22 protein-coding genes are annotated in these 25,336 nt (G+C 69.6%); 5 read left to right on the top strand and 17 right to left on the bottom strand.

The genetic code is table 11. The features are described from left to right. Nucleotides 1-63: 63 nt before the first annotated feature. On the bottom strand, nt 64-405 hold the full coding sequence (hpf, locus tag AC3WR5_RS08160) for a ribosome hibernation-promoting factor, HPF/YfiA family (RefSeq protein WP_141287741.1): 342 nt from the start codon (nt 403-405) through the stop codon (nt 64-66). Nucleotides 406-987: 582 nt separating this feature from the next. On the opposite strand from hpf, the gene corA reads away from it, so the two are divergent. Further along, nucleotides 988-1,962 carry a magnesium/cobalt transporter CorA gene (gene corA / locus AC3WR5_RS08155; protein ID WP_492483582.1) on the top strand — a complete coding sequence of 325 codons (975 nt, stop codon included), beginning with the start codon at nt 988-990 and terminating at the stop codon, nt 1,960-1,962. A 5-nt stretch (nt 1,963-1,967) separates the two neighbouring features. After that, the gene (locus tag AC3WR5_RS08150; RefSeq protein WP_492483376.1) at nt 1,968-2,684 is read left to right on the top strand and encodes an HAD family hydrolase; all 717 of its coding nucleotides are present in this window, start codon (nt 1,968-1,970) and stop codon (nt 2,682-2,684) included. Between the two features lie 10 nt (nt 2,685-2,694). Here the strand turns inward: AC3WR5_RS08150 and AC3WR5_RS08145 are convergent, their stop codons facing one another. The 12 genes from AC3WR5_RS08145 to glnE all read right to left on the bottom strand — a co-directional run bounded on the left by AC3WR5_RS08145 (nt 2,695) and on the right by glnE (nt 15,442). After that, a complete protein-coding gene (locus AC3WR5_RS08145; RefSeq protein ID WP_492483374.1) occupies nt 2,695-3,201 on the bottom strand; it encodes a nuclear transport factor 2 family protein in 507 nt (168 codons plus the stop codon). A 2-nt stretch (nt 3,202-3,203) separates the two neighbouring features. After that, nucleotides 3,204-3,977 carry an SDR family NAD(P)-dependent oxidoreductase gene (locus tag AC3WR5_RS08140; RefSeq protein WP_492483372.1) on the bottom strand — a complete coding sequence of 258 codons (774 nt, stop codon included), beginning with the start codon at nt 3,975-3,977 and terminating at the stop codon, nt 3,204-3,206. Between the two features lie 40 nt (nt 3,978-4,017). After that, entirely contained in the window at nt 4,018-4,578 is a 561-nt protein-coding gene (locus tag AC3WR5_RS08135; RefSeq protein WP_492483370.1) for a DUF3833 domain-containing protein, read from the bottom strand. Next, nucleotides 4,563-5,849, bottom strand: a complete 1,287-nt coding sequence (locus AC3WR5_RS08130) for an MFS transporter (protein ID WP_492483368.1) — start codon at nt 5,847-5,849, stop codon at nt 4,563-4,565. Before AC3WR5_RS08130 ends, AC3WR5_RS08135 begins: the two co-directional genes overlap by 16 nt. Beyond that, on the bottom strand, nt 5,846-6,403 hold the full coding sequence (locus AC3WR5_RS08125; RefSeq protein ID WP_492483366.1) for a chalcone isomerase family protein: 558 nt from the start codon (nt 6,401-6,403) through the stop codon (nt 5,846-5,848). Before AC3WR5_RS08125 ends, AC3WR5_RS08130 begins: the two co-directional genes overlap by 4 nt. Nucleotides 6,404-6,414: 11 nt before the next feature. Then, entirely contained in the window at nt 6,415-7,662 is a 1,248-nt protein-coding gene (locus AC3WR5_RS08120) for a class I SAM-dependent methyltransferase (RefSeq protein ID WP_492483364.1), read from the bottom strand. Next, nucleotides 7,659-8,579: a DUF1365 domain-containing protein gene (locus tag AC3WR5_RS08115; protein WP_492483362.1), complete on the bottom strand. Its 921-nt coding sequence runs from the start codon at nt 8,577-8,579 to the stop codon at nt 7,659-7,661. The genes AC3WR5_RS08120 and AC3WR5_RS08115 overlap by 4 nt, the downstream gene beginning before the upstream one ends. 7 nt (nt 8,580-8,586) lie before the next feature. Further along, nucleotides 8,587-9,924 (bottom strand): NAD(P)/FAD-dependent oxidoreductase, encoded by a 1,338-nt coding sequence (locus AC3WR5_RS08110; protein ID WP_492483361.1) that lies wholly within the window; start codon nt 9,922-9,924, stop codon nt 8,587-8,589. A gap of 516 nt (nt 9,925-10,440) precedes the next feature. Next, nucleotides 10,441-11,109: a glutathione S-transferase gene (locus AC3WR5_RS08105; protein WP_492483359.1), complete on the bottom strand. Its 669-nt coding sequence runs from the start codon at nt 11,107-11,109 to the stop codon at nt 10,441-10,443. A 36-nt stretch (nt 11,110-11,145) separates the two neighbouring features. Further along, nucleotides 11,146-12,093, bottom strand: coding sequence for a DMT family transporter (locus tag AC3WR5_RS08100; protein WP_492483357.1), 948 nt, complete (start codon nt 12,091-12,093; stop codon nt 11,146-11,148). A 20-nt stretch (nt 12,094-12,113) separates the two neighbouring features. Continuing rightward, nucleotides 12,114-12,707, bottom strand: a complete 594-nt coding sequence (gene rrtA, locus AC3WR5_RS08095) for a rhombosortase (protein WP_492483355.1) — start codon at nt 12,705-12,707, stop codon at nt 12,114-12,116. After that, on the bottom strand, nt 12,704-15,442 hold the full coding sequence (gene glnE, locus AC3WR5_RS08090) for a bifunctional [glutamate--ammonia ligase]-adenylyl-L-tyrosine phosphorylase/[glutamate--ammonia-ligase] adenylyltransferase (RefSeq protein WP_492483353.1): 2,739 nt from the start codon (nt 15,440-15,442) through the stop codon (nt 12,704-12,706). Before glnE ends, rrtA begins: the two co-directional genes overlap by 4 nt. A 190-nt stretch (nt 15,443-15,632) precedes the next feature. Here glnE and AC3WR5_RS08085 point away from each other — a divergent pair, with 190 nt between their 5' ends. From AC3WR5_RS08085 to AC3WR5_RS08075, 3 genes are read left to right on the top strand one after another with little or no spacing between them, the layout of a single operon-like run. Beyond that, entirely contained in the window at nt 15,633-19,862 is a 4,230-nt protein-coding gene (locus AC3WR5_RS08085) for a YhdP family protein (protein WP_492483351.1), read from the top strand. Nucleotides 19,863-19,889: 27 nt separating this feature from the next. After that, nucleotides 19,890-20,702, top strand: a complete 813-nt coding sequence (locus AC3WR5_RS08080) for a carbon-nitrogen hydrolase family protein (RefSeq protein WP_231010295.1) — start codon at nt 19,890-19,892, stop codon at nt 20,700-20,702. A gap of 26 nt (nt 20,703-20,728) precedes the next feature. Further along, nucleotides 20,729-21,412 carry a class I SAM-dependent methyltransferase gene (locus AC3WR5_RS08075; protein ID WP_141291768.1) on the top strand — a complete coding sequence of 228 codons (684 nt, stop codon included), beginning with the start codon at nt 20,729-20,731 and terminating at the stop codon, nt 21,410-21,412. 12 nt (nt 21,413-21,424) lie between these two features. On the opposite strand, the gene AC3WR5_RS08070 is transcribed toward AC3WR5_RS08075, so the two are convergent. The 4 genes from AC3WR5_RS08070 to AC3WR5_RS08055 form a co-directional block, all read right to left on the bottom strand. Beyond that, complete coding sequence (locus tag AC3WR5_RS08070; RefSeq protein WP_141291766.1) at nt 21,425-21,685, bottom strand: hypothetical protein; 261 nt, start codon at nt 21,683-21,685, stop codon at nt 21,425-21,427. Nucleotides 21,686-22,169: 484 nt separating this feature from the next. Then, the gene (locus AC3WR5_RS08065) at nt 22,170-22,754 is read right to left on the bottom strand and encodes a CBS domain-containing protein (RefSeq protein WP_492483348.1); all 585 of its coding nucleotides are present in this window, start codon (nt 22,752-22,754) and stop codon (nt 22,170-22,172) included. A 141-nt stretch (nt 22,755-22,895) separates the two neighbouring features. Then, nucleotides 22,896-23,969: an ornithine cyclodeaminase gene (gene ocd, locus AC3WR5_RS08060; protein WP_492483346.1), complete on the bottom strand. Its 1,074-nt coding sequence runs from the start codon at nt 23,967-23,969 to the stop codon at nt 22,896-22,898. 388 nt (nt 23,970-24,357) lie between these two features. Continuing rightward, on the bottom strand, nt 24,358-25,185 hold the full coding sequence (locus AC3WR5_RS08055; RefSeq protein WP_492483344.1) for an HDOD domain-containing protein: 828 nt from the start codon (nt 25,183-25,185) through the stop codon (nt 24,358-24,360). Between the last annotated feature and the right edge of the window lie 151 nt (nt 25,186-25,336).

Raw genomic sequence — 25,336 nt, 5'->3', positions numbered from 1 at the left:
CGCTTGCGCCAGGCAGCAAAAACGGCCCCGCAGGGCCGTGTTGGGTCGACAAAAGCGAGGCCATCAAAGCGGTGCGGCCACCTGGCGCTTGGCCGATTCGTGGTGGTGGTCCTGCATGCGGTCCTTGTGACGGCAGACCTGGCGGTCCAGCTTGTCCATCAGTTGGTCGATCGCCGCATAAAGATCCTCGTGGCAGTGTTCCACGAAGATGTCGCGGCCCTTGACATGGAGGGTGACCTCCGCCTTTTGTCGTCGATCCTTTTCCTTCTGGTTGTCTATCGTCAGCAGGACGTTGACATCGACCACCTGGTCGAAATGGCGCGTGACCCGGTCCAGCTTGGTCAGCACGTACTCGCGAAGCGCGGGGGTAACGTCTAGGTGATGTCCGCTGATCGTCAGGTTCATCGAGGACTCCTTTCAGGAAAGGGGAAAACAAGGGCAGGCTCATCGCCTGCATTTGGTCGCTCGCAGCCGGTGCCTTTGGGGGCTCCGGTCGAATTCAGTGTGCGCGTGGGACCATGCTTTGACAAGCGTGGTCAGCCTCGTCCCAGGGGGTTAGACTCCCTGGTTGTGAGCATTACTGCGCAGGCCGTTCGCGGCGGTGTCTGGTCCTTTGCGGGCCAAGGCCACGCCTGACCCGTGCAGCCCGGCGTCACGGCCCTTTCGGGGCGCCAAGGCCCGCTGGCCCGGTGTTTTGGAATGGCCGGCTGCTGGGCAAAAACCCAGGGAAAACCCCGTGCGGCTCTCCGTTTTTAGACCCTGCCTGCAGGACCGGTTTTGGTTTTTTCTTGATTGTTGAAAGCACGACTTGGACACCCCTCACCCTCGGTGACCGTCCATTCCAGCTGCCGCGACGCCTGCCCCCGGGCCGGTCCGGCCCGTCTGGGGTGAGACGGTCTGCTCCGAACACCCCGACCTGATCTTTCTGCCCGCGCCGTGCCTGCCTTCCTCGGCCGCCGCGCCGGGCCGATCCGCTGGAAGTACCGCATGCTCAACGTGTTCACGCTGGACAAGGGCCGCCTCAGTGGCCGCCTCGTGCAAGAGGAAATTGAAACTGCGGCCGAATTGGCCCAGGTACAGCCCGTGTGGGTGGACCTCGAAGCGCCGTCGGCCGAGGAGATCGGCTGGATCGCCGGGCGTTTCGGGCTGCAGATCCCCGGCAACATCGTGGACGACGACCTCGAAGAATCGGCCCGCTTCTACGAGGAAGACAACGGCGAGTTGCACATCCGTTCCGACTTCCTGATCGATGACGACATCACGCCGCGCAACGTGCGCGTGGCCTTCATCCTGTTCAACAACGTGCTGTTCTCGGTGCATGCCGAAGACCTGCCGGTGTTCCGCCTGCTGCGGCTGCGTGCGCGCCGCATCCCGGCCCTGATCGAGGACGCGAAGGATGTGCTGCTGAAGCTCTACGACGCCGACGCCGAATACTCCGCCGATGCGCTCGAAAGCATTTACGACAGCCTGGAAAAAGTCGGCGCCCGGGTGCTGAAGCAGGACGTGGACGACCGCATGGCGGCCGAGATCCTGGCGGCCATTGCCAAGGAAGAGGACTTGAACGGCCGCATCCGCCGCAACGTGATGGACACGCGCCGCGCGGTCAGCTTCATGATGCGCAGCCGCATGCTCAACGCCGAGCAGTTCGAGGAATCGCGCCAGATCCTGCGCGACATCGACTCGCTGGACAGCCACACCGCCTTCCTGTTCGACAAGATCAACTTCCTGATGGACGCCACCGTCGGCTTCATCAACATCAACCAGAACAAGATCATCAAGATCTTCTCGGTGGCCTCGGTCGCGCTGCTGCCGCCCACCTTGATCGCCAGCATCTACGGCATGAACTTCCAGGCCATGCCCGAGCTGAGCTGGAAATACGGCTACCCCTATGCGCTGTGCCTGATGGTGGCCTCGGTCGCTGCGCCGCTGCTCTATTTCCGCCGCAAGGGCTGGATGCGGTGACGGTCATGCCAAGCTGGCGCGCCATCACGCTGGACCTGGACGACACGCTGTGGCCAGTCTGGCCGGCCATCGAAGCCGCCGAAGCCATGTTGCATGGCTGGCTGCAGGCCAACGCACCGGCGACGGCCGCGGCTTTCGACACCGCGGCACTGCGCCTGATCCGCGAGCAGGTTGGGCGCGAGCACCCCGAGCGCGGCCACGACCTCAGCTGGCTGCGGCTGACCAGCATTGCCCGCGCGTTGGCGCAGTGCGGTGAAGACCCGGCGCTGGCCGAGCCGGCTTTCGAGCTGTTCTTCGAGCACCGCCAAAAGGTACAGCTTTACGACGACGTGCCGGCCGCGCTGGCGCGGCTGGCCGCGCGTGGCCCTGTGCTGGCGCTGACCAATGGCAACGCCGACCTGCAGCGCATCGGCCTGGCCGGCCATTTCGCCGGCACGCTGGGTGCGCGTGAATTTGGCGTGGGCAAGCCCGAGCCGGCATTTTTCCATGCCGCCTGCGAGCGCCTGGGCTGCGCGCCGCACGAAGTGCTGCACGTGGGCGACGACTGGGCGCTGGACATCGAAGGCGCGCACGCCGCCGGCCTTGCCAGCGTCTGGCTGCATCGGCCCGGCCATCGCCCCAAGCCGCTGCGCACCACCGCCACGCCGTGGCGCGAGCTGGATTCGCTGACGGCGCTGGCCGATGCGCTGGACCTGTTCGACGCCGCGCCAGCGAAAGCCTGAGAAAGCCTGATCAGTCCCGGCTCAGCAGGGCCGCAGGCCCGGCAATGCGTCGCTTCAGCCAGCGCAGCAGGCCGCCCAGCAGCGGCACCTGCTCGTACAGCTCCTCGGCTGCGTCCCAGTAGTCGCGGTGCAGCGCCACCCGGTCCTGCAGATCGAACAGCAAATGGCTGCTGCCGTGGATGTGCAGCGGCCGGCCGTTGCGCAGCGCGTCGAAATCCCAGGTCATGAAACACTGCGCGCCTTCGGCGATCACGCTGTGCACAGTGAAGCGCGGCGCCTGCAGGTTGGTGAACATGCGGCGGAAGATCGCGTCGATCTCGGCCACGCCCTGCACGCTGTGGAACGGGTCCTTGAAGTAAGCCTCGGGCGTGTAGAGGCTGTGCAGCTGCGCCAGGTCGGCCAGCTGCAGTTGCTCGAAGAAGTGGATCAACTTCTGCACGCGTGCGTCGGCATGGCGGGGCGCGGGGCGCTGCTGGTCCTGCAGCTTGGCGAAGGTGGGCAAGGCGTCTTTCAGCATGGTCACAGCCCCGTCACCCGGCGCACGGCCGGGAAGTACAAGGCGTCCGGCAGGTAGCGTGCGGCGCGCATCCAGCGGGTGAAACGTTTCGGAAAGTGCAGCGAGAAGTCGCCCGCGGCCCAGCCGGCCAGCATCTGCCTGGCGGCTTCATCGGCGCTGATCAGCGCTGGCATCGCGTGCTCGTTCTGCTGCACCAGAGGCGTGTCGACAAAGCCCGGGCAGACCACCGACACGCCAATGCCTTGCGCATGCAGGTCGCAGTACAGGCACTCGGCCAAGTTGATCAGCGCCGCCTTGGTCGGTCCGTAGGCCAGCGAGTTCGGCAGTCCGCGGTAGCCAGCCACGCTGCTGATCAGGCTCAGGTGGCCGCCGCGCTGGCGTAGCAGCACCGGCAGCACGGCGTCCAGCAGGTGCAGCGCGCCGACGTAGTTGATCTGGTCATGCCGAAGCGCATCCACCAGGTCGAAGGCCGTGGCCCGCAGCGCGCGGTAGTGGCCGGCGCAGTACACCACCATGTCCAGCCGGCCACGCCGGGCCACCACGGTCTGTGCGGCAGCCTGCAGCGAGTCGCGGTCGGTCACGTCCAGCGCAATCGCCTGGCTGCCCGGGTGTCGGGCCACGAATTCGTTCAGTGCCACCTCATGGCGGGCCGAGCAGACGACCACGGCGCCAGCGGCATGCAGCCGCTCGGCCAGCGCCCGGCCAATGCCCGAAGAGGCGCCGACCAGCCAGACCACCTGGCCCTGCCAGGCGGGAATGCGGGGGTTCAGGGACATCAGGTGCTTTCGCAGTGCAGGCGGGTGGGCATGGCCGGGTTCATGGCTTGTAGAAGGCCAGCGTGACCTCGCCGAGCTGGAAGCCGAACTTGCGCATCGCCGCCTTGTTCAGCATCACGTGGGCATCCATCAGGTACATCCAGTCGTCGAACTGCACCTCGTAGACCGTGCCGTCCACCGGCAGGCGCAACGTGTAGTGCCAGTTCAGTGCATTGCCCGCGGCCTGGCCGACGGCCTCGCCGACCACGTCGTCGGCGCTGCCGGTGTAACGCCCATCGGGCAGCTGGCGCAGGTGCCAGACCCTGCGCTGGCGCTCGCCGTCGCTGTAGACGAAGTCCTCCTCCAGCACGCCCTCATCGCCTTCCCAGCGACCGTTCAGGGCCACGCTGAAGCGGCGTACCACCTTGCCCGAGCGGTCGGTGAACAGCCCCTGCGCGCTCATCGGGCCGTTGAAATAGCTGCGCAAGTTCAGCACCGGGGTCTGGCTGGCGTAGTCGGCCGGCGTCGGGCTGGCGCAGCCGGACAACAAGGCCAGGCACAGCGGCGCGCTGAGCGCGAGCCCGGCCAGGCGAGGCCAGCGGGTGTTCAGGCGGGCAAACATTCGGGCACCTTTTTTCTCAGCCAGCCGTGCCACAGCAGCAGGCCAGCCAGGGTTTTCAACACACAGGGCAGCACGCCATACACGGTGGCCAATGCCAGGCCGGCAGCCGCATCGGCATGGCCTGGCGCATAGCCGAGCGCCTGCAGCAGCGGCAGCGCCACGCCGGCCGCCAGCGCCAGGTTCAGCTTGGTGCAGAGCTGCCACCAGCCGAACCAGGCGCCTTCGCTGCGGCCGTGCAGGCCTTCTTCGCGCAAGAGGCCGGCCAGCAGTGCGGGCGGCACGCTGAGGTCCGCGCCCAGCGCCACGCCGCTGGCCACGCAGATCAGGCCGTAGGCCAGCGTGTCGCCAGCGCCCAGCGCCACCGCGCCGAGAAAACTCAGCACCGCCAGGCCCATGCCCAGCGCCCAGCAGCGCGCCAGCCCCAGCCGCTTGACGCTGCGCACCCACAGCGGCAGCGACAGCGCGGCGGCGAGGAAATACGCGCCCAGGAACAGCGGCGCCAGCGCGGGCGCCTGCAGCCGGTCGCGAATGAAAAACAGCACCAGCGTGGCCGGGATCGCGCTGGCCATGCCGTTCAGCAGGTAGACGCCCAACAGCCGCCGGAAGTGCGCATGGCGCAGTGGCGCCAGCAGCGACGGTGCGGCTTCGGCAACGGCCAGCACCACCTGCGGCCGCGGTGCGCGCGACAGGCCGACCAGACCCGCGGCCAGGGTGGCGGCCAGCACCGCGCTGGTCCACTGCAGGCTCACGCCGGCCAGCAGGCTGGCCGTGATCACGCCCAGCAGCCCCAGCCCTTCGCGCCAGGCGACCACGCGGGCCCGCTGGGCTTCGTCACCGCCCAGGCTTGCGCCCCAGGCTTGGTGCAGCACGCTGAGTGCGCTGTAGGCCAGGTAGCAGCCGGCCAGCATCAGCGCGCACCAGGCCAGCAATGCCGGGCTGCCGCGCACCGGCGGGAAAAACAGGCCGTGGAAGCTGGCGGCCAGCAGCAGTGCGGCGGCCAGCGCCATCAGTGCCCAGTCGCGTGGCGGGCGGCGCAGCAGCCTGTCCACGCCGCGGCCGATCAGCGGGTCGATCACCGCGTCCCCGGCACGTGCCAGCAGCAGCACTGCGCCCAGGCTTGCCAGCGGCACGCCGAAACTGCGTGCGTAGTGCTCGGGCAGCACCACGTAGAGCGGCAGGGCCACGAAGGCCAGCGGCAGGCCCAACCCGCCATAGGCCAGGCCGGCGCGCCAGCCGGGCAGCGGTGGGGCGAGGGCTGCGGCCAGGCTCACGGCGCGCGGCCCAGCAACTGCTGGCGCAGCGCGGGCTCCGAAGTCGCGTCCGACAGCCAGATGCCGAAGAAGCGGTTGGCAAACGCCGCGTCGCGCAGCTCACCAACCGCGCGGCCGTTGACGTAAACGCGCGCCGCCAGGCCAGGTTCGAGCACGCCGGTGATGCGGTCACCCGGCTTCACGTCGGGGAAGAGTTCCTTCATGCGGGCCAGCCAGGCCGTGCCCTGGGCGGCGCTGAAGCCGCCCTGGCGCTGCATCTCGTCCAGCGAGCGCTCGGCGATCTTCGCGCCGTCCAGCCCGTGGGCGTAGCGAATCTCCAGCGCCAGCGGCTTGCCGGCCCAGTCGCTGGCGCCGACCGGTGTTGCCGCCCACAAGGCAATCTCGTAGATGGCGATGCCGAGGAACCGCATGCGCCCCTGGCCCTGGAGCTGCGCGGCCTCGCCCAGCGCCTCGCGCACCTCGGCCGGCGGCGTGCTGGCCGGCGCTGCAGCCTGTGTCCACAGCGGCAGGGCCAGCAGTGCGGCGAGCAGGTGGCGGCGAGGGTGTTGGGCCATGGCCGTGGGCCTCAGTCGCGCTGCAGCGTGAACTGCATGACGTTGGTATTGCCGCTCTCGAAGGCCGCCTCGCAGTAGGCAAGGTAGAAGTCCCACAGGCGCAGGAAACGGTCGTCGTAGCCCTGGCGGCGCACGGCTTCCTCCTGGGCCAGGAAGGCGGCGCGCCAGCGGCGCAGCGTCTCGGCATAGTCTGGCCCGAAAGCCATTTCGTCGACCACCCTGAGCCCCGCCTGCGCCGCCTGTTCACGGAAGGCCGTGGGGCTGGGCAGCATGCCGCCGGGGAAGACGTATTGCTGGATGAAATCGGTGCCGCCGGCGTAGCGCTCGAACAGCTCGTCGCGCAGCGTGATGGACTGGACGCAGGCCCGGCCGCCGGCCTTGAGCTTGGCATGCACACCGCGGAAGAACTGTGGCCAGTAGGCCTGGCCCACGGCTTCGAACATCTCGATCGAGACCACCGCGTCGAAGCCGCTTTCCGGCACGTCGCGGTAGTCCTGCAGGCGCAGCTTGGCCAGGCCGTCCAGCCCCTGGCGGGCCAGCCGCGCTTGCGCAAAAGCCAGCTGCTCGGTGGACAGCGTCACGCCGGTCAGTTCCAGACCGCGCTGCGCAGCAGCCTCGGCCACAGCCCCCCAGCCGCAGCCGATTTCCAGCACGCGCTGGCCCGGCCGCAGCCCACAGGCGTCCAGCGCGCGGCCAAGCTTGGCGCGCTGCGCCTGGTCCAGCGGCTGCTGCAGGTCGCCGTCAAACCAGGCGCTGGAGTAGTTCATGGTTTCGTCCAGCCAGAGCCGGTAGAAATCATTGCCCAGGTCGTAATGCGCCTCGATGTTGCGGCGGCTGCCTTCGCGCGAATTGCGGTTCAGCGCATGGCGCACGCGGTGCAGCAGGCTGCCCCACCAGCTGCCGTAGACAGCGCGTTCGAGCTGCTCGCGGTTGGCCATCAACAGGCGCAGCAGGGCCGGCAGGTCGGGCGAGCTCCACTCTCCGGCCATGTAGGCCTCGCCAAAGCCCACGTCGCCAGACTTCAGCACCGCGGCAAAGACGCGCCAGTCGTGCAGCCGCAGCACCGCGCCGGGCGCGTCGCGCGGGCCGAAGTGCAGCTGCTCGCCGTCGGGCGTGTGCAGGGTCAGGTTGCCGTGGCCAAGGCCTTGCAGCAGCCGCAACACCTGGCGTGCGGCAAACGGCGGCCTGGCCCTTTGTGCGCGCTTTGTCGCGGTTGTATGTTGGGCAGACGAGGCGGTGGGCGCAGTGGACACATTCATGGGCGGGCACCAGGGTCAGGCCAGGGGGCGCCGCGCGAGGCAACGGCCGCGGGCGCTTCGGGTTTGCGGAAAAACGGCACGCGCTTGCGCCACAGCAGCAAGGCTTGCCAGTGGATGCGGGCGGTGACGCCCAGCGTCAACAGCGGCATGCGGCAGAAGACGGCCAGCAGCGCGGCGCGCGTCAGCGGCTGCAGCGCGCCGCTGACGCTGGTGCGCAGCAGCAGGCCATCGGCGTCGTCGTGTTCGATGCGCACGACCGTGCGTGGCTGCGCGGCCGGTCGCGGGCCGAGGTCGTTGCGCAGGAAGCGGAAGCGGTAGCCACCGGTGACCTCGCAGAACGGCGAGACGTGCATCTGCTTGCGCGCATGCAGCTCGCGGCCCCAGGGCAAGGTGTCGCAAGGAAACGCAGGGCTGCCCCAAGTTTCCTTGACCCCCTCGGGGGGCGGGCTGGGCGGAGCCCGGCCCTGGGGGCGCTCACAAGGCTCGCCGTGCAGCACGTAGCAATGCCGCTCGCCAAAGGTGTTGTGAACCTCGGCGACCACGGCCACCAGCGCGCCGTCGGCACTGTGCGCGTACCAGAAGCTCACTGGCTTGAAGGCATAGCCCAGCACGCGCGGCAGGCAATGCAGCCAGATCTCGCCGTCGGCCCGGGCCAGCAGGCCTTCGCGCGCCAGCAGGCCCTCGACCCAGGCCAGGCTGTCGGCCCCGCCGTCGCCATGGTCGCGGTCATGGAAGGCGATCAGGCCGAAGCGGTTGCGCGGCAAGGCGGTGCAGGGCTGGCGGCGCAGCGTGCGCATCGGCAGCAGCAGGAAGAAGCTGGGGTAGGCAAAGCCGTGGGCGACCGGCCGCAGCCGCTGGTGCCGCACCTCGCCAATGCCCAGCAGGGCTCGCGAGTGGGAAACGGTGGTGGTCGACATGCAGTTTTCAGGCACTCAGCGGCCAGGACTGGGCGCGCTGCGTGGCTGCCAGCGCGCGGGCCACGGCCAGTCCGGACTGCAGGCCGTCCTCATGGAAGCCGTAGCGTGTCCAGGCGCCGCAGAACCAGACATGGCTGGCGCCCTGGATGCGCGGCAAGGCCTGCTGGGCCGCCACCGCGACCTGGTCGAACACCGGGTGTGCATGGTCGAACTCGCTATGCACGGTGGCCGGGTGCGGCTCGCGCACCGGGTTCAGCGAAACGATCACCGGCGCTTGCCAGGGCAGCGGCTGAAGCCGGTTCAGCAGGTAGTGCAGGCAGACGTGGCTGCGTTCCTGGTCCTGCCCCGCGGCACGTTCGTAGTTCCAGGCGGCCCAGGCGAGCTTGCGGCGCGGCAGCAGCGAGGCGTCGGTGTGCAGCACTGCGCGGTTGGCGTGGTAGCGGATGGCGCCCAGCAACTGGCGTTCGTCGCCGTTGGCGTCTGGCAGCAGCGCCAGCGCCTGGTCGCTGTGGCAGGCCAGCACGACTTCGTCGAAGCGCTCGCTGTGGGCCGTGCCGTCCGCGCGCAGGCCATCCAGCATCACGCCGCCCAGGCCGGAGCCGGGGGGCAGCCGGCGCACCGCCTGCACCGTGTGGCCGGTGCGCACATCGGCCAGCTGCGCGCGCAGCTTGTCCACATAGACCCGGGAGCCGCCGCGCACCGTGTACCACTGCGGCCGGTCCTGCACCTGCAGCAGGCCGTGGTTGTGGCAGAAGCGGATCAGCGTGCCGACCGGGAACTGCAGCATCTGCTCGACCGGGCAGGACCAGATGCAGGCCACCATCGGCAGCAGGTAGTCGAGCCGGAAGCGCTCACCGAAGCGATGCACCGCCAGGAATTCGGCAATCGGCATGGCCAGCGCCGCATCGTCACCGGATTGGGCCAGCGCGGTGCAAAGGCGGTTGAAGCGCAGCAGGTCGGCAAGCATGCCCCAGAACGCCGGAGAGACCAGGTTGCGGCGCTGGGCGAACACGGTGTTGAGCGAGCTGCCGCTCCATTCCAGCCCGGCGGACTGGACCGAAAACGACATCTCCGCCGGCGCGGTCGGCACCTGCAGCGCTTCGAACAGCGCGATCAGGCCCGGGTAGGTGCGCTCGTTGTAGACCAGGAATCCGGTGTCCACGCCGTGTCGCACGCCGTTCAGCACCAGGTCCACCGTGTGGGCGTGGCCGCCGCATCGGGTTTCGGTCTCGAACAGCGTGACCCGGCTTTGCGGCAACTCGCGCTGCAGCTGCCAGGCCGCAGCCAGGCCTGAAATGCCGGCGCCGACGACGGCGATGCGTGGCTGCGCCTGGGCGGCGTTCAAGCGCAACTCCTGCGCAACGGGCGCGAGCCAGAGGAAGAACGGAGAGCGGGGCGAACCGAAGACCGGGACGCTGCTTGCGCAGGCCGATGTGGTTCAGGCGTGTGCCGTGGGAGGTGTGGGGAGAAGAAGGAAGCCGCGCAGCGCCCGGGAGCGCAACAGGGAGGGAGGGAGGAGGAGAGGCCCTCCCGGGTGACAGCCAGATCAACTGACAGGCTGCGCGGCTTTAAGAAGACAGCCCCAGGTGTTGCCAGCCTGAGACCGGGGTCGGCACCGAAGTGCCAAAACCCAACCCACGTCTGTCTGACAGGCCCGTGTTCGGTTGGTTCCATCTTTTTTCACCCCGGAGTTGTAACAAATGACGCGGTGCAGCGAACCCGCCCAGGCGGACCCGGCGGCATAAAACTGACTGGTTCAATTTTTATACCGATCAGTTCAATTTGTCTACTGATAAGTATTGCCGGCGGTAGGGGCGAAAAAAAGCCGGGCGTACCCGGCTTTGGCAGCGCTTCGGAAAACTCAGGCCGGCTTGCTGCCCTTCAGTGCGGCCAGCTGCGACTCCTGCTCGGCCACGCGGTCGGCCGTGACCCGCTGCGCGCTGGGCCGCTGGCCGACCAGCTGCACATACGCTTTCCAGTTGACGCCGCCGGCAGCCAGCAGGTCTTCGCCCAGCACCAGCTTGGTGGACAGCGCCACCAGCGGCAGCGAGACAAAGGCGGCGCAGTCCGCCGTGGTGAACTGTTCGCCGGCCACGTAAGGCGCGAACTTGGCCAGGCGCTGGAAGGCTGCGATGTTGCGCATCAGCAGCTTGCGCAGCCGCGCCTGGTTGCCTTCGCTGACGGTGCCACCGAAAAACGCCTGCGGGTACAGCTCGCGCGCCACCAGTTCCAGGTGCAGGTCGATGAAGGTCGTCAGCTCGCGCACCTTGGCCTGTCCCCAGGCATCGGCCGGCGCGAGGGCCGGCTGAGGGTAGGTGGCTTCGAGGTATTCGACGATGGTCTGGCTCTCGCAGAGGTTGCCCTGCGCGGTGCGGATGAACGGCACCTTGCCCAGCGGCGAGCAGCTCAACACGTCTTCGCCCTTGGCGCCCATGACCCGCTCCTCCACGAACGGGATCTGCTTTTCCAGCAGCACCATCTTGACCTTGTTGTAGTAGTTCGAAAGTGCGAAGCCGCAGAGCGTGATCACGGGGTGTCTCCTGATGTTGTGGGCGAAAGCGCCAGTCTAGTCAGCCCGCGGGGCGGGCCCTGGCGCCTGCGCGACAACGCGCGGCGGCGAAGGCCGGCTGACCAGTGCCGTGCCCAGCACCACCGCGGCCAGCGCCACCAGCAGCCGCACGGTCAGCGGCTCGTTCAGCAGCCAAACGCCGGCCAGCAGGCCGAACACCGGCGTCAGCAGCGTGAAGGCCGAGATCCGCGTGGCCGGGTAGTGCCGCACCAGCCAGAACCACAGCAGGTAGCTGGCGAAGGTGATGATGACGGTCTGGAAACCCAGCGCGGCCCAGGTCACCGCACGCAGCGGCCCGGCCGGCCAGGCCTCGCCGCTGAACCAGGCCGCAGCGCCCAGCGCCAGGCTGGAGACCAGCAACTGGCACATCAGCGTCTGCTCCGGCGGTGTCTGCGACAGCGACGAGCCGCGGATGGTCAGCGTGGTGCCTGCCCACAACGCGGCGGCCACGACGCCCAGCGAGTCGCCCAGCCATTGGCGCGGGCCGGCGGCGGCTGCCCCCCAGCCTTCGGCAAAAGCCCAGACCACGCCGGCAAAGGCGACGATGAGCCCGCCGAACTGCAGCGCGCCCAGCCGCTCGCCCGGTGCCACAAGCGGCATGCCCAGCGCGACGATGAACGGCGCCAGGTAGATGAAGATGACGATGCGCGAGGCACTGGTGTACTGCAGGCCGATGAAGATGCAGCCAAACTCGGCCGCGAACAGCAGGCCGGCCAGCAGCCCCGGTGCCCAGGCCTTGCGCGCGAGCTTCAAGGGCAAGCCGCGCAACGTGGCCCACAGCCCGAGCAGCATGGCGGCGCCCAGTGAACGGCCAGCGGCCTGCAGCAGCGGCGGCACTTCCTGCAGCGCGACTTTGGTGGCCGTCTGGTTCACGCCCCACAGCAACGCGCAGCCCACCAGGCAGCACACAGCCAGCGCGTCGAGCTGGGTCTTGCGATCGGTCATTCAAAAACTCTCAGGTTCTCTCAGGCGGTGTGGGCGGCCCGCGCGGTGTCGCGCCGCGTCAGCAGCAGGCCGCAGGCGGCGCCGACCAGCGCGCCGCTGAGGTGCGCCGCTGGCGCCAGCGCAAAGTCCCAGCCCGGCACCTGGCGCAGCGGCCCGGCCCAGGGCTGTTCGGTGGCGATCTTGAGCAGCAGCCCGCAGGCGATCAGCCCGCCCAGCCAGCGCTCGCGGCCGGGCCGGCGCAGCAGCTGCATTGCCAGCACCGCCATGCCGGCATGCAGCACGCCGGACAGCCCGCCATAGTGCGCCAGCGCGGGTTGTGCCAGCAGTCCCAGTTGCGTCAGTGGCCATGCCAGCGCCCAGGCCGCGCTGGCGCGCCAGCCGGCTGCGGCACGCCAGCCCAGCCAGGCCAGCAGCGCGGCGCCGGCCAGGTTCATCTGCAGGTGGCGGGCGCTCCAGTGCACCGCGGCAGCGCTCCACCAGCGCCAGGGCTGTTGCCAGACCAGGGCGGGTTGCCAGTCCCAGCGTTCGGTGGGCTGGGACTGCAGCAGCCAGGCCGCCAATGCCAGCAGCAGCGCAAGCAGGGGCCAGGCGCTGCGCGCGAGTCGCGCCGTCAAGCCTCGAACACCGCTCGCCACAGCGCCAGCACCGCGTCGCGTTCGCTGGCCAGGCTGGCGGGGTCGAATTGCGTGGGCTGTTCGTCCAGCCTGGCCCGGTGCTGGGCGCGGCGCAGCTCGCGGTAGGCATTGGCCGCCGCGCTGCCCACGCCGGCCGGCAGCAGGCCGGCGTTTTCGGCGCGCTGCAGCAGCGCGATGTTGCCGGCGTTGTCCAGCAGCGCCGGGTGGCTGCCGCTTTGCGACAGCACCAGGTACTGCACCGCGAACTCGGCGTCCATCATGCCGCCGGGGCTGTGCTTGACGTCGAACAGCCCGCTTTTCACCGGCACCGCGGCGCGCACCTTCTCGCGCATGGTGCGCACCTCGTCCTTCAACGCCTGCGCCTCGCGCGGCGCGCTGATGACCGCGCGCCGCGTGGCCTCGAAGCGCTCGCCCAAATGCGGCGTGCCGGCGCAGAAGCGGGCACGGGTGATGGCCTGGTGCTCCCAGGTCCACGCGGTGTTGCCGCCGCGGCCGCGCTGGTACTTGTCGAAGGAGTTGATCGAGCTGACCAAGAGGCCGGAGCCGCCGTTGGGCCGCAGCGCGGTGTCGATCTCGAACAGCTCGCCGGCCGCGGTGCGCAGCGTCAGCCAGCTGATCAGCTTGCGCACGAAGCCGGCGTAGATTTCCTGCGCCAGGTCGGGGTCGGCCTCGTCGGCATCGTCGTAGACGAAGACCACGTCCAGGTCGCTGCCGTAGCCCAGTTCCAGGCCGCCCAGCTTGCCGTAGGCGATGACAGCGAACTGCGGCGTCTCGCGGTGGCGTTGCTTCAGGTGTTGCCAGGCCCAGCGCAGCGTGCAGTCCAGCATCGCGTCGGCCAGCGCCGAAAGGTCGTCGGCCACCTGTTCGACGGTGATGCGCTGCTCCACATCGCGCACCAGCGTGCGGAAGACTTCGGCGTGGTGGGCGCGGCGCAGCGTGTCCAGCAGCGCGCCTTCGTCGGCTTCGCCGGAGCGCTGCCAGGCGGCGTGGCGCTCGTTCAGGTCGGCGGTGAAGGCAGTGCGGTCGAAGCGCTCGGCCATCTGCCGCTCGTCGGCCAGCTCGTCGATCACGCCGGGGTGCAGCATCAGATAGCGCATCGGCCAGCGCGCCAGCCCCAGCAGCTTCAACAGCCGCTGCTGCACGCCAGGCCGCTCGACCAGCAGCGCCAGGTAGCTCTCGCGCCGCAGCAGCGGTTCGATCCAGTCGACAAAGCGCTGCGCCGCAGCCAGGCTGCAATGGCCTTGGGCCACCGCGCCGGCCGCGCGCAGCATCAGCTTGCCCAGGCGCAGCTTGCTGTCGTCGCGCAAGGCCTTCACGCGTGGGCTGGCGATCAGCGCGCGCACCCGCTCGGCCAGGCCTTCGGGCAGCTTGGCCATCAGCTGTTCGCTGTCCAGCGGCAGCGGTGCGCCGCAGGTGCCGCCCTTGCAGCCGCCGCGACCGGGCGCCTGGCCGTCGTGCAGCAAGGTGTCGAACTCGGTGGCCACCAGCTCGCGCACCTCGCAGAGCTTGTCGGTCAGCGGGCAGGCGAGGCTGCTGCAGGACAGCTGCATGCTGGCGGCGATCCAGCCCAGGTCGGCGTCTGCCGTGGGCAGCACATGCGTCTGCTGGTCGTCCAGGTACTGGATGCGGTGCTCGACCTGGCGCAGGAAGCTGTAGGCCTCGGCCAGTTTCTGCGCCGTGTCGACCTTCATCAGCCCGCCAGCGGCCAGCTTGTCCAGCGCTTTCAGCGTGGAGCGGGTGCGGATCTCGGGGAACTGCCCGCCGCGCACCACCAGCAGCAGCTGCACGATGAACTCGATCTCGCGGATGCCGCCGCGCGACAGCTTCACGTCGTTGGCGCGCTCCGGCCGGCCGGCGGCGCGGCGCTGCGCTTCCTCGCGGATGCGCCGGTGCAGCTGGCGCAGGCCCTCGAACACGCCGTAGTCCAGGTACTTGCGGTAGACAAACGGCGTGACCAGCGCGCGCAACTGCAGCGCCCGGCCGCTGGTGACCGCCTCGCGCGGCGCGACCACGCGGCTCTTCAGCCACGCAAAACGCTCCCACTCGCGGCCCTGGACCAGGAAATACTCTTCCAGCATCGCCAGGCTGACCACCGGCGGGCCGGAGTTGCCGTTGGGCCGCAGCGCCAGGTCCACGCGGAAGACAAAACCGTCGTCGGTCACGTCGCCGATCAGCGTGTAGAGCTGGCGCGCCACCGCGCTGAAGTATTCGTGCGCCGAGATTGGCTGCGGGCCGTCGGTCTGGCCGTCGTCTTCGTAGACGTAGATCAGGTCGATGTCGGACGACACGTTCAGCTCGCGTGCGCCCAGCTTGCCCATGCCGATGATCCAGAAGTCGATCGCCTCGCCATTGGCGTCGCGCGGCGCGCCGTGGCGTGCGTTGGCGTCCAGCCGGGCCTGTGCCAGCGCCAGGCCCAGCGTGACCTCGGCCAGCGCGGTCATCGCGTGGGTGATGCTGGCCAGCGGCGCCTGCTGCTCCACGTCCAGCACCGCCAGCCGTTCCAGCACCAGTTGGCGTGCCACGCGCATGGCGCTGGCCAGCGGGCGGCCTGCAGCTTGCAACTGCGTAATCAGCGCCGTGATGCTGGCGTGGTCGGGCGCGCCCGGCGGCAGCAGGGCCAGTTCAGCCGCATGGCGGCGGCGCACGCGCTGCACGAAGCGGCTGTGTTCGGCGAGCGCGGCCGCTGTGGCGGTCACAGGATGTAAGGAACCCATCGAGGCAGCAAAATGTCTGTGCTAGATTGCGCTGGAACTCAGGCGAGCGACAACGTTGCGGAGCGTCCGCCCTTCAGCCCGCCCATTTCCCGGCAGCCGAAGGCCGGGCATCGCGCGCCTGGACATCGATTCCATGCCGTTGATGCCGTCTGATTCTGAGCGAGGCCCGAAGCCTCGCCGTCACTTGCTCGTGTCCCTCTCACGCGGTGCCTTCCGTGCCGTGCTGCTGATGCTGATCACGCTCTGGAGCTTATTGCTTCTGGGGTGGCTGATATTGCACTGGGGGATTCTGCCGCACATCGACGAATGGCGCCCCCAGGTCGAGGCGCATGCCTCACGCGCATTGGGGGTGTCCGTCCGCATCGGGCGCATCGAGGCGCGCTCGCCCGGCTGGGTGCCGGTGCTGGCGCTGCATGACGTGCAGCTCGCAGACGTTGCCGGCCGACCGGCGCTGACGCTGCCGCTGGTCTCGGCCGCGGTGTCGCCACGCTCGCTGCTGGTCTTGTCGCTGCGGTTCTCCCAGCTTTACATCGAGGGCGCGCAGCTGGAGGTGCGGCGAGACCGCAGTGGCCATCTGCACGTGGGCGGCCTGGCCTTCAACAGCGGTGCTGACGGGTCCGATGGTCTGGCCAGCAACTGGTTCTTCGCGCAGCCCGAGTTCGTGGTGCGCCATGGCCAACTGCGCTGGGTCGACGAGCAGCGCGACGCGCCGCCGCTGGCGCTGGAGGACGTGGACATCGTCGTGCGCAACAGCCTGCGCCACCACGACCTGCGGCTGGACGCTACGCCGCCGGCCGGCTGGGGCCAGCGTTTCAGTGCCCGCGGCCGCTTCACCCAGCCGCTGCTGGCGCCGGCCGGCGACTGGCAGCGCTGGAACGGCACCTTGCACGCCGACCTGCCTTATGTCGATGTCGCCAGCCTGCACCAGCACGTGCAGCTGCCGTTCGAGCTGCTGGCCGGCCAGGGCAGCCTGCGGGCCTGGCTGGACCTGGCACAAGGCCAGTGGCGCGCCGCCACGCTGGACATGGCGCTGCAGACGCTGCAACTGCGCCTGGGCCGCGAACTGGCGCCGCTGGCGCTGCGCAGCGTCAGCGGCCGGCTGCAGGCCGAGCGCGAGCCGGACCGGGTGCGGCTGGACGCCCGCGAGCTGGCTTTTGCGACCGAAGACGGCGTGGCCTGGCCGGCCAGCCGGGTTGCGCTCAGCTGGCTGCAGCAGCAGGACCTGGTCGCCAGCCTGGCCGAACCGGACCGGCAGCGCGTGCCGCTGGCCGCTGCTGCGGCGTCCGAAGTGACGCCCGAAACATCGGCTTCCGCGCCCGAACCGACTGCTTCCGAGCCCGCCGCAGCCAGCTCCGCCATTCCCTTCGCCACGGCGAATGCCGCGCCCATCACCGGTGGCGAGTTCAGCGCCGACCGGCTGGACCTGGCCCTGCTCGCCCGCATGGCCAGCCGCTTGCCGCTGCCGGCCGCGCTGCTGCGCACGCTGCAGGACAGCGCGCCGCAAGGCCTGGTGCAAGGTCTGCAGCTGAGCTGGAGCGGCTCGCCGCAGGCGCCGCAGCATTACCGCGTCAAGGGCAGGCTCAGCGGCAGTTCGCTGTCGGCCCAGCCACCCGAGGCTGGCCAGGGTCCCGGCCGGCCAGGCTGGCGCGGCGCAGACCTGGACCTGCAGGCCAATGAGACCGGCGGCGAAGCCCGGCTCAGCGTGACCGATGGCGCGCTGGAGCTGCCGGGCGTTTTCGAAGACCCGCTGGTGCCGCTGGCGCGTTTCCAGGCCAAGCTGGTCTGGCAACTGCAGCCGCGTCCCGGCCTGCTGCCGGCCATCCAGCTCCTGGTGCAGGACGGCCGTTTCGCCAACGAAGATGGGCAGGGCGATGTGTCCGCCCGCTGGCAGACCGGCGAAGGCGTGGTCGGCGCGGCCGGCGAGCCGCCGGGCAGCTTGGCTGACCACGGTGCCGGCGCACGCTTCCCCGGTCGGCTGGAACTCAGCGGCCATGCCACGCAGCTGAAGGCGGCGCGCGTCGCCCGCTACCTGCCGCTGGGCGTTGGCCCCAGCGCGCGGCAATATGTGTCCGGTGCCGTGCTGGGGGGTGACATTTCGCAGCTGAACTTCAAGCTGCGCGGTGACCTGTGGCACTTCCCGTTCCCCAAGGCCGCCGAGGGCGAGTTCCACATTGCCGCCAAGGTGCACAACCTGGACTTTGCGTATGTGCCGGCCGAGCCCGGCGCGGCGCCCGCCTGGCCGGCCTTCAGCCAGCTCAGCGGCGACCTGGTGTTCGACCGCGTCAGCATGCAGATCCGCAATGCCCAGGCCAAGGTCTGGGGGCTGGCGCTGACCAACGTCAACGGCGACATCCGTGACCTGATGTCCAAGCCGGCGCTGAGCATCGACGGCACGGTGCGCGGCCCGCTGGCCGACGGGCTGCGCTACGTCGCCGCATCGCCGGTCGACAAGCTGATCAGCGGCGCATTGCACGACACCACCGGCACCGGTCCGATGACGCTGCAGCTGGGGCTCGTGATTCCGCTGGACGACGTCAACAACACCAGTGTCAAGGGCCAGGTGCAACTGGCCGGCAACGAGATCCGGCTGCGGCCGGACCTGCCGGTGTTTGCCAACACCCAGGCCCGGGTCGACTTCAGCCAGCACGGCTTCAGCGTCAGCGGCGGCGCGGCGCGGCTGGTGGGCGGTGACGCCACCTTCGAGGGCAACATGGGGCCGGACGGCATCGTGCGCTTCCAGGGCCAGGGGACGGCCACCGCCGAAGGGCTGCGCCGCGCCACCGAACTCGGCTGGGTTGCCAAGCTGGGCACCCAGCTCAGCGGCCAGTCGCCGTACAAGCTGCAGCTCGGTGTCGTGCATGGCCAGACCGAGCTGCAGATCACCAGCCCGCTGACCGGCATGGCCAGCGCCTTGCCCGCACCGCTGGGCAAGGCGGCCGAGGCCGCGCTGCCGCTGCGCTACCAGACCACGCTGGGCCCTTCGGTGCCGGCGGCTGGCGGCGCCGCGGCGATCACGCGCGACACCTTGCGCGTCGAGCTGGGCAGCCTGCTGCAGGCCGAATACCAGCGCGACATTTCGCAGCCCACGCCTGTGGTGCTGCGCGGCGCGCTGGCGGTGGGCGACACGCTGCCGACGCTGACGCCGGGCACGGTGCAGGCGCTGTTGAAGCTGGGCACGGTGGACATCGACGCCTGGCGCAAGCTTTCGGCCCAGCTGGCCGGCCCGGCGGCGGGGGACGCCGCCGGCACCGGTGCACATTCGTCCTACGAGCCGACCGACATCAGCCTGCGCGCCCAGTCGCTGGCCATGGGCGGGCGCAAGCTGACCCGCCTCAGCGCGCAGGCCCAGCGCCGCGCCGGGGCGGACGGCGAACACTGGCGCGCCAACCTGCAGGCCGACCAGGCGCAGGGCCAGATCGACTACCGCCCGCAGGCCGGCGAGCGGGCCGGCCTGGTGCACGCACGCTTCACGCGGCTGGCGCTGCCGCAGTCGGAGGCCGATGCGGTGGACGACATCCTCGACGACCCGGGTGACCATCCGCCGGCGCTGGACATCGTGATCGACGACTTCGAGCTGGCCGGCAAGAAGCTGGGCAAGCTGGAGGTGGACGCGGCCTACAAGGGGGCGGACTGGCGGCTTTCCAAGCTGAACCTGACATCGCCCGAGGCCAAGCTCGTGGGCAGCGGCCAGTGGTCGCCCGGCCCGCGCCGGCGCATGGCGATGGATTTCCGGCTGGACCTCAGCGACAGCGGTGGCCTGCTGGAGCGCATGGGCATGGGCCGGGTGATGCGTGGTGGCAAGGGCCACATCCTGGGCCAGCTGGCCTGGACCGGCTCGCCGCTGACGCCGGAATGGGCCGAGATGACCGGCCAGATGCAGCTGGCGCTGGACAGCGGGCAGTTCCTGAAAGTCGATGCCGGCGTCGGCCGGCTGCTGGGCGTGCTCAGCCTTCAGAACCTGCCGCGCCGGCTGCTGCTGGACTTCCGCGATGTGTTCCAGGAAGGCTTTGCATTCGACAACGCCAGCGCCGACATTGCGCTGGCCGATGGCGTGGCGCGCACCAACAACCTGCGCATTCGCAGCGCGCAGGCGGTGGTGCTGATGGAAGGCAGCGCCAACATGCGCCAGGAAACCCAGAACCTGCGCGTGGTCGTGGTGCCCGAGATCAATGCCGGTACCGCCTCGCTGGCCTACGCCGCGATCAACCCAGTGATCGGCCTGGGCACCTTCCTGGCCCAATGGTTCCTGCGCAAGCCCTTGATGCAGGCCAGCACCCGTGAGTTCCAGGTCACCGGCCCCTGGGACAAGCCCAATGTCGTCTCGGTCGAACGCAAGGCCAACGAGCCTCTGCCGGACCTGGACGCGCCGCTGCTGCCGACACCTGCGGCCTCTGCCGCGTTGGCCCCGGCCGCGCCCTGAACCGGCCGCGGCGGTATGCTGCACGGCATGAAGATCGCCGCCCTGCAAATGGTCGCCACGCCCGACGTGGACCGCAATCTCGCCGCTGCCGCCGAGCTGGTCGCCCAGGCCGCAGCGCAAGGCGCCCGGCTTGCCGCGCTGCCCGAATACTTCTGCCTGATGGGCCGGCGCGACGACGACAAGCTGGCCATCGCCGAGGCCGACGGCCACGGCCCGATCCAGGACGCGCTGGCCGCGATGGCGCGTGAACATGGGCTGTGGCTGGTGGGCGGCACGCTGCCGATCCATGGCACGCAGCCGGGCCGCGTGCGCAACGCCTGCTGCGTGTGGAACCCGGATGGCGAGCGGGTCATCCGCTACGACAAGATCCACCTGTTCTCGTTCGACAACGGCAAGGAGCGCTACGACGAAGCGCGTGTGCTGGAGCCCGGCGACACGCCCGCCACCTTCGACGCGAAGGTGGACGGGGTGGACCTGCGCGTGGGCCTGGCCATCTGCTACGACCTGCGCTTCCCCGAGCTTTTCCGCGCGATGATGCAGCCGCTCTGCGACCTGATCGTCGTGCCCGCCGCCTTCACCTACACCACGGGCCGCGACCACTGGGAACTGCTGCTGCGCGCCCGCGCGGTCGAGAACCAGTGCTACGTGCTGGCCAGTGCGCAAGGCGGCGAACACGAAAACGGCCGCCGCACCTGGGGCCACAGCATGGTCATCGACCCCTGGGGCGAAGTCCTGTCCGTCGTCGACGAAGGCCCCGGCATCGCCATCGCCGACCTTGCGCAGACCCGGCGCGACACCGTGCGCGTGCAATTGCCGGCACTGGCGCATCGCAAGCTGTGAACGGCGGCCCGTCAAACAGGTGCCTGATGGCACCGGCCGAAACCGATGGCAGCGCGCAAGGCATGCAGCGCTACTACGCGGCGCGTGCGCCCGAGTACGACCTGGTCTACGAGAAGCCGGAGCGGCAGGCCGACATTGCCCTGCTGCAAGCCGAGCTGCCGAGGCGCTTCGAAGGCTTGCGGGTGCTGGAGGTGGCGTGTGGCACCGGGTTCTGGACCCAGTTCATCGCGCCGGCGGCAAAGCATGTGCTGGCGCTGGATGCGTCACCCGAGACGATGGCGATCGCGCAGCAGCGCGTGGCGCCGGACCGGGTCACGTTCCGCGAGGGCGATGCCTATGCGCTGCCCGAAGACTGGCGCGGGCTGGACGCGGCGTTTGCAGGCTTCTGGTTCTCGCATGTGCCCATCGCGCGCCGCCGCGAATTCCTGCAAGGCCTGCACTGCTGCCTGGCGCCGGGCGCCCGCGTGCTGCTGATCGACAACCAGTTTGTCGCCGGCAGCAACCATGCGATCAGCGAGATCGATGCCGCTGGCGACAGCTACCAGGCGCGTCGGCTGGCCGATGGCTCGACGCACCGGGTGCTGAAGAACTTCCCGAGCCGTGAAGAGCTGGTCGCGCTGATCGATGGCATGGGCAGGCCCTTGCCGAACCCGACAGCGCTGGCCGGGCTGAGCTACTACTGGTGCTTCGAGTACCAGCTGCCGGGCTGAGCGGAGCCCCGTTCAGGCGTCGTCTTCGGTCAGCTGTGCGATGAAGTTGCGGGCGACGCGTTCGGCGCTCTGCACCGCGTCCAGCTCGCTGGGCGCTTCGACCCAACTGCCGACCACGTCTGCCACCGCGCCGGGCGCGGTGTCGAAGTCGGCACCGGCCACCGGGCGGTAGTCGAACACCTTGGCGAAACCTTGCCAGCCACCGTGCCGGTACTCGGCCCGGGCGGCGACGTAGTGGCCCGCGTACGGGCCGGTGATGCGGCGTATGGGCATGGCCGAAGCGTAAGGCATCGAACCCGTTTTGCGATCATGCAAATCGACGGTGAATGCCGGCTGTGGCGCCCGCGCGTCTCGCGCGCCGGGCGGGTGGTCTCGCGTAGTCGCGAGGCCGGGTGCCCCATGTCACGCGGGGCCAGCGCCGGGCCGCCCCAAGCGGCCCCGCAACCCGCCCGGCGGGTGGTCTCGCGTACTCGCGAGACCGGGTGCCCCATGTCACGGGGCCAGCGCCGGGCCGCCCCAAGCGGCCCCGCCAACCCGCCCGGCGGGTGGTTTCGCGTACTCGCGAGACCGGGTGCCCCATGTCACGGGGGCAGCGCCGGGCCGCCCCAAGCGGCCCCGCAACCCGCCCGGCGGGTGGTCTCGCGTATGCGCGAGACCGGGTGCCCCATGTCACGGGGGCCAGCGCCGGGCCGCCCCAAGCGGCCCCGCCAACCCGCCCGGCGGGTGGTCTCGCGTACTCGCGAGACCGGATGCCCCATCAATGCCCGATGAGCGATTCCAGCTCGGCGAAGCTGCGGGCGTGCAGGTCGCTGCGCAGGTCCATGCCCAGCGCGGTTTCGAGGCGGCGAGCCGAGAAGATGCCGTGCAGCACCGGGCGCGGCGTGCCGGGGTTCACCACCAGCAGGTAGCGCAGGCCGTGTTCGCGCAGCGTCGAGACGATGTCGCCGACGCGGGCGTGAGCCACCTGCGCGGAGGTCAGCACCTGCCATTGCGAGACCGGGGTCATCAGCTGTTCCAGCGTCAGGTCCTGGAAGCGCACATGGTCGGCCTGGGCGCGCTGCATCGGGCGCTCGCCCTGCAGGTCGTCGGTCGTGATCATGCCGACGACCTGTTCGTCGACGCCGGTCACGAAGGCCATGTGCACGTGGGCGCGCACCATCGTGTGGATGGTCGAGTCCAGGCCGTCGAGGTGATCGGCCATCACGCAGGGGGCATGGCTCAGGTCCGTCAGCAGGCTGAGCGCGGGATCGGTCAGCTTGGCGGTGGTGAAGCCTTCGTCGCGCAGCGGGGGAGCGCTGACTGTCGACAGCGGCAGGGCGTGGAATCCGGTCAGAGCAGCCATGGGGCCCTCCAGTCAATGTTGTCGCTTACAGCGGTATTGCTGCAGTGCGACAGATTCTGAAACCGGACCCATATGGATTGCATATGGAATTCGGCACGAAGCTGTCGGCAGGCCGTCGGGTAGGCGGCCTGCCCCCGGTCTTCAGGCCACGCGGCGCAGGCGCGCCGGCCCGGCTGCGGCGCTGCCCAGCGTGCCGCCAAACAAGTCCTTCGGGTCGTCCAGCCGCGGCACCAGGTCGATCTGGCGCGTGCCGTGCAGGCCGCTGCCAAGCAACTGGTGCAGGAAGCGCAGCGCCGAGAAGTCTTCCAGCGCAAAGCCGACCGAGTCGAAGATCGTCACTTCGGCTGCGCTTCGGCGCGCCGTCTGGCCGCTGGCGACCACGTTGGCGAACTCGATCACCGGGAAGTTGGCCGGCAGCTGCTGGATCTCGCCTTCGACGCGGGACTGCGGCTCGTATTCGACGATCACGCGGGCGTCCGGCCGCAGCAGGATTTCGCGCGCCAGCTCGGTCTTGCCGGGGCAGTCACCTCCCACCGCGTTGAGGTGCATGCCCGGCTCGATCATGTCCTTGGTCAGGATCACCGCGTTGCGCTTGTCGGCCGTCACGGTGGTGACGATGTCGGCGCCGCGCACTGCCTCGGCCACGCTGGCTGCGCGCACCAGGCGCAGGCCGGCCAACTCGGGTAGCGCGCGCAGGTTCTGTTCGAGCTTGGCGGTGGCCAGCGGGTCCACGTCGTACAGCCGCAGCTCGCGAATGCCCAGCATGCGGTGGAAGGCCAGGGCCTGGAATTCGCTCTGCGCACCGTTGCCGATCAGCGCCATCGAGCGGCTGTCCGGGCGGGCCATCCACCTGGCCGCCAGCGCCGACATCGCCGCGGTGCGCAGCGCGGTGGTCACCGTCAGCTCCGAGAGCAGCAGCGGATAGCCGGTGCTCACATCCGCCAGCACGCCAAAGGCCGTCACGGTGAGCAGGCCTTCCGCCGTGTTCTTGGGGTGGCCGTTGACGTACTTGAAGGCGTAGAGCTGGCCGTCGCTGGCCGGCATCAGTTCGATCACGCCGACCGAGGAGTGGCTGGCCACTCGGGCCGACTTCTCGAACTGGGCCCAGCGCCGGTAGTCGGTCTCGATCTCGCCAGCCAGTTGTTCGATGAAGGACGCAGCGCCGATGGCGCGCACCAATTGCTGGATGTCGGCCACGCCGATGTAGTTCACCATGATGTCTCTGCCTTGTCTCGATTGCTTTGCCGGCTTTGGAAACGGGCTGGCTGCAGAGGTTGCAAGCAGGCGCCCGGACGCGCGCGATGGGCGCGTCATTGGCCTCGCAGCGCGGGGCGTGCGGGCCTGCCGGTGGCGCGGGGAGCGCCGGGGTGGTTGAATTTTCCGCAGGCCGGCGGCCAACAAGAAGCAGGCATTGCGCCCATAACGCTCGGTCTTCGGCGCAATTTGCCAAGAGTAGGTGGCAAATTGATCAATCTCGCCGGCCGAGCTGGTTTCAGGCCGTCAGGAAGCAGGCAATCAGGGTGAACGGTCAGTGGCAGGCCGCGCAAGGCGGCCGTGCAGCTGGCGTCTTTTCAGTGCATCAGTGCATCAGTGCATCAGTGCATCAGTGCATCAGTGCGTCGGCGCCAGCAGTGGCCAGGCGATGATCGGGCAGATGCGCTTTCACCCATGCCAGGTCCAGGTTCACATGGTTGATCAGTGCGGCCTGCGTCGTGCGCAGGCTCTCGATCGGGTTGACCTGGATTTCGGCGGCGTCGCAGACCACGCTGGCCAGGCGCAGCACCACACCCAGGCGGCAGAACGGGCGGGCGGCCATCGGGTCGGCTGCCGCGCTGAAGGCGGCGACCAGCGCTTGCGGGAACTGCCAGTGGCGGGCCAGCTCGGCGCTGACCTGCGGATGGCTGCAGCCCAGCAGCGTGGCCTCGAAGCCGATGCGGCTGTCCGGCGCGCGGGCATGGCGCGTCACTTCGGCCATTGCAGCCGGCTCGGCCATCGTCATCAGGATCTGCCCTGTGCGCACCACTAGGCCGCCCAGGTAGGCCGTGTCCGGGTCCGCATCCAGCGCCGGTGCCAGGGCTTGCGAATACGCGGCCACCGCCAGCGTCGAGCGCCAGAAGCCCACGCGGTCGAAGCCGTCCATCTTCGGGAACGCGCCCGTCATGCAGGCCGACAGGGTCAGGTCGCGCAGCGTGCGCAGGCCCAGCGAGGCGGCGGCGTCGTTCAGCGTGCTGACCGTGTGCGAAGGCGAGTAGCGCGCCGAGTTGGCCAGCCGCAGCACCTTGGCGGCCAGCGACTGGTCGCGGCCGATCAGCTGGGACAACTCGCCCAGCGACAGGTCGTCGCGGTCGAAGGAGTTCAGCAGCTTGCGCGCCACTTCCGGCATTGCCGGCAAGGTGGTGGCTTGCTGGACATAGAGATCGAAATGGGACAAGGCGGCCTCCGGCACGGAAAGGGATCCTCTTGCTTTCGGTCGCACCGGGGCCGGGTTGATGCGCGCAAATCCCGATGCGCTGCGGCCGGTGTGCGAATCTGCACGGAGATCGCGGCCACCATGAAAAACGCCGGGACAGGCCCGGCGTGCG

The organism is Ideonella sp. FW305-24 (genome assembly GCF_058788035.1).
The sequence above is the reverse complement of the archived record's forward strand: the minus strand, read 5'-3'. Positions and strand labels throughout refer to the sequence as shown.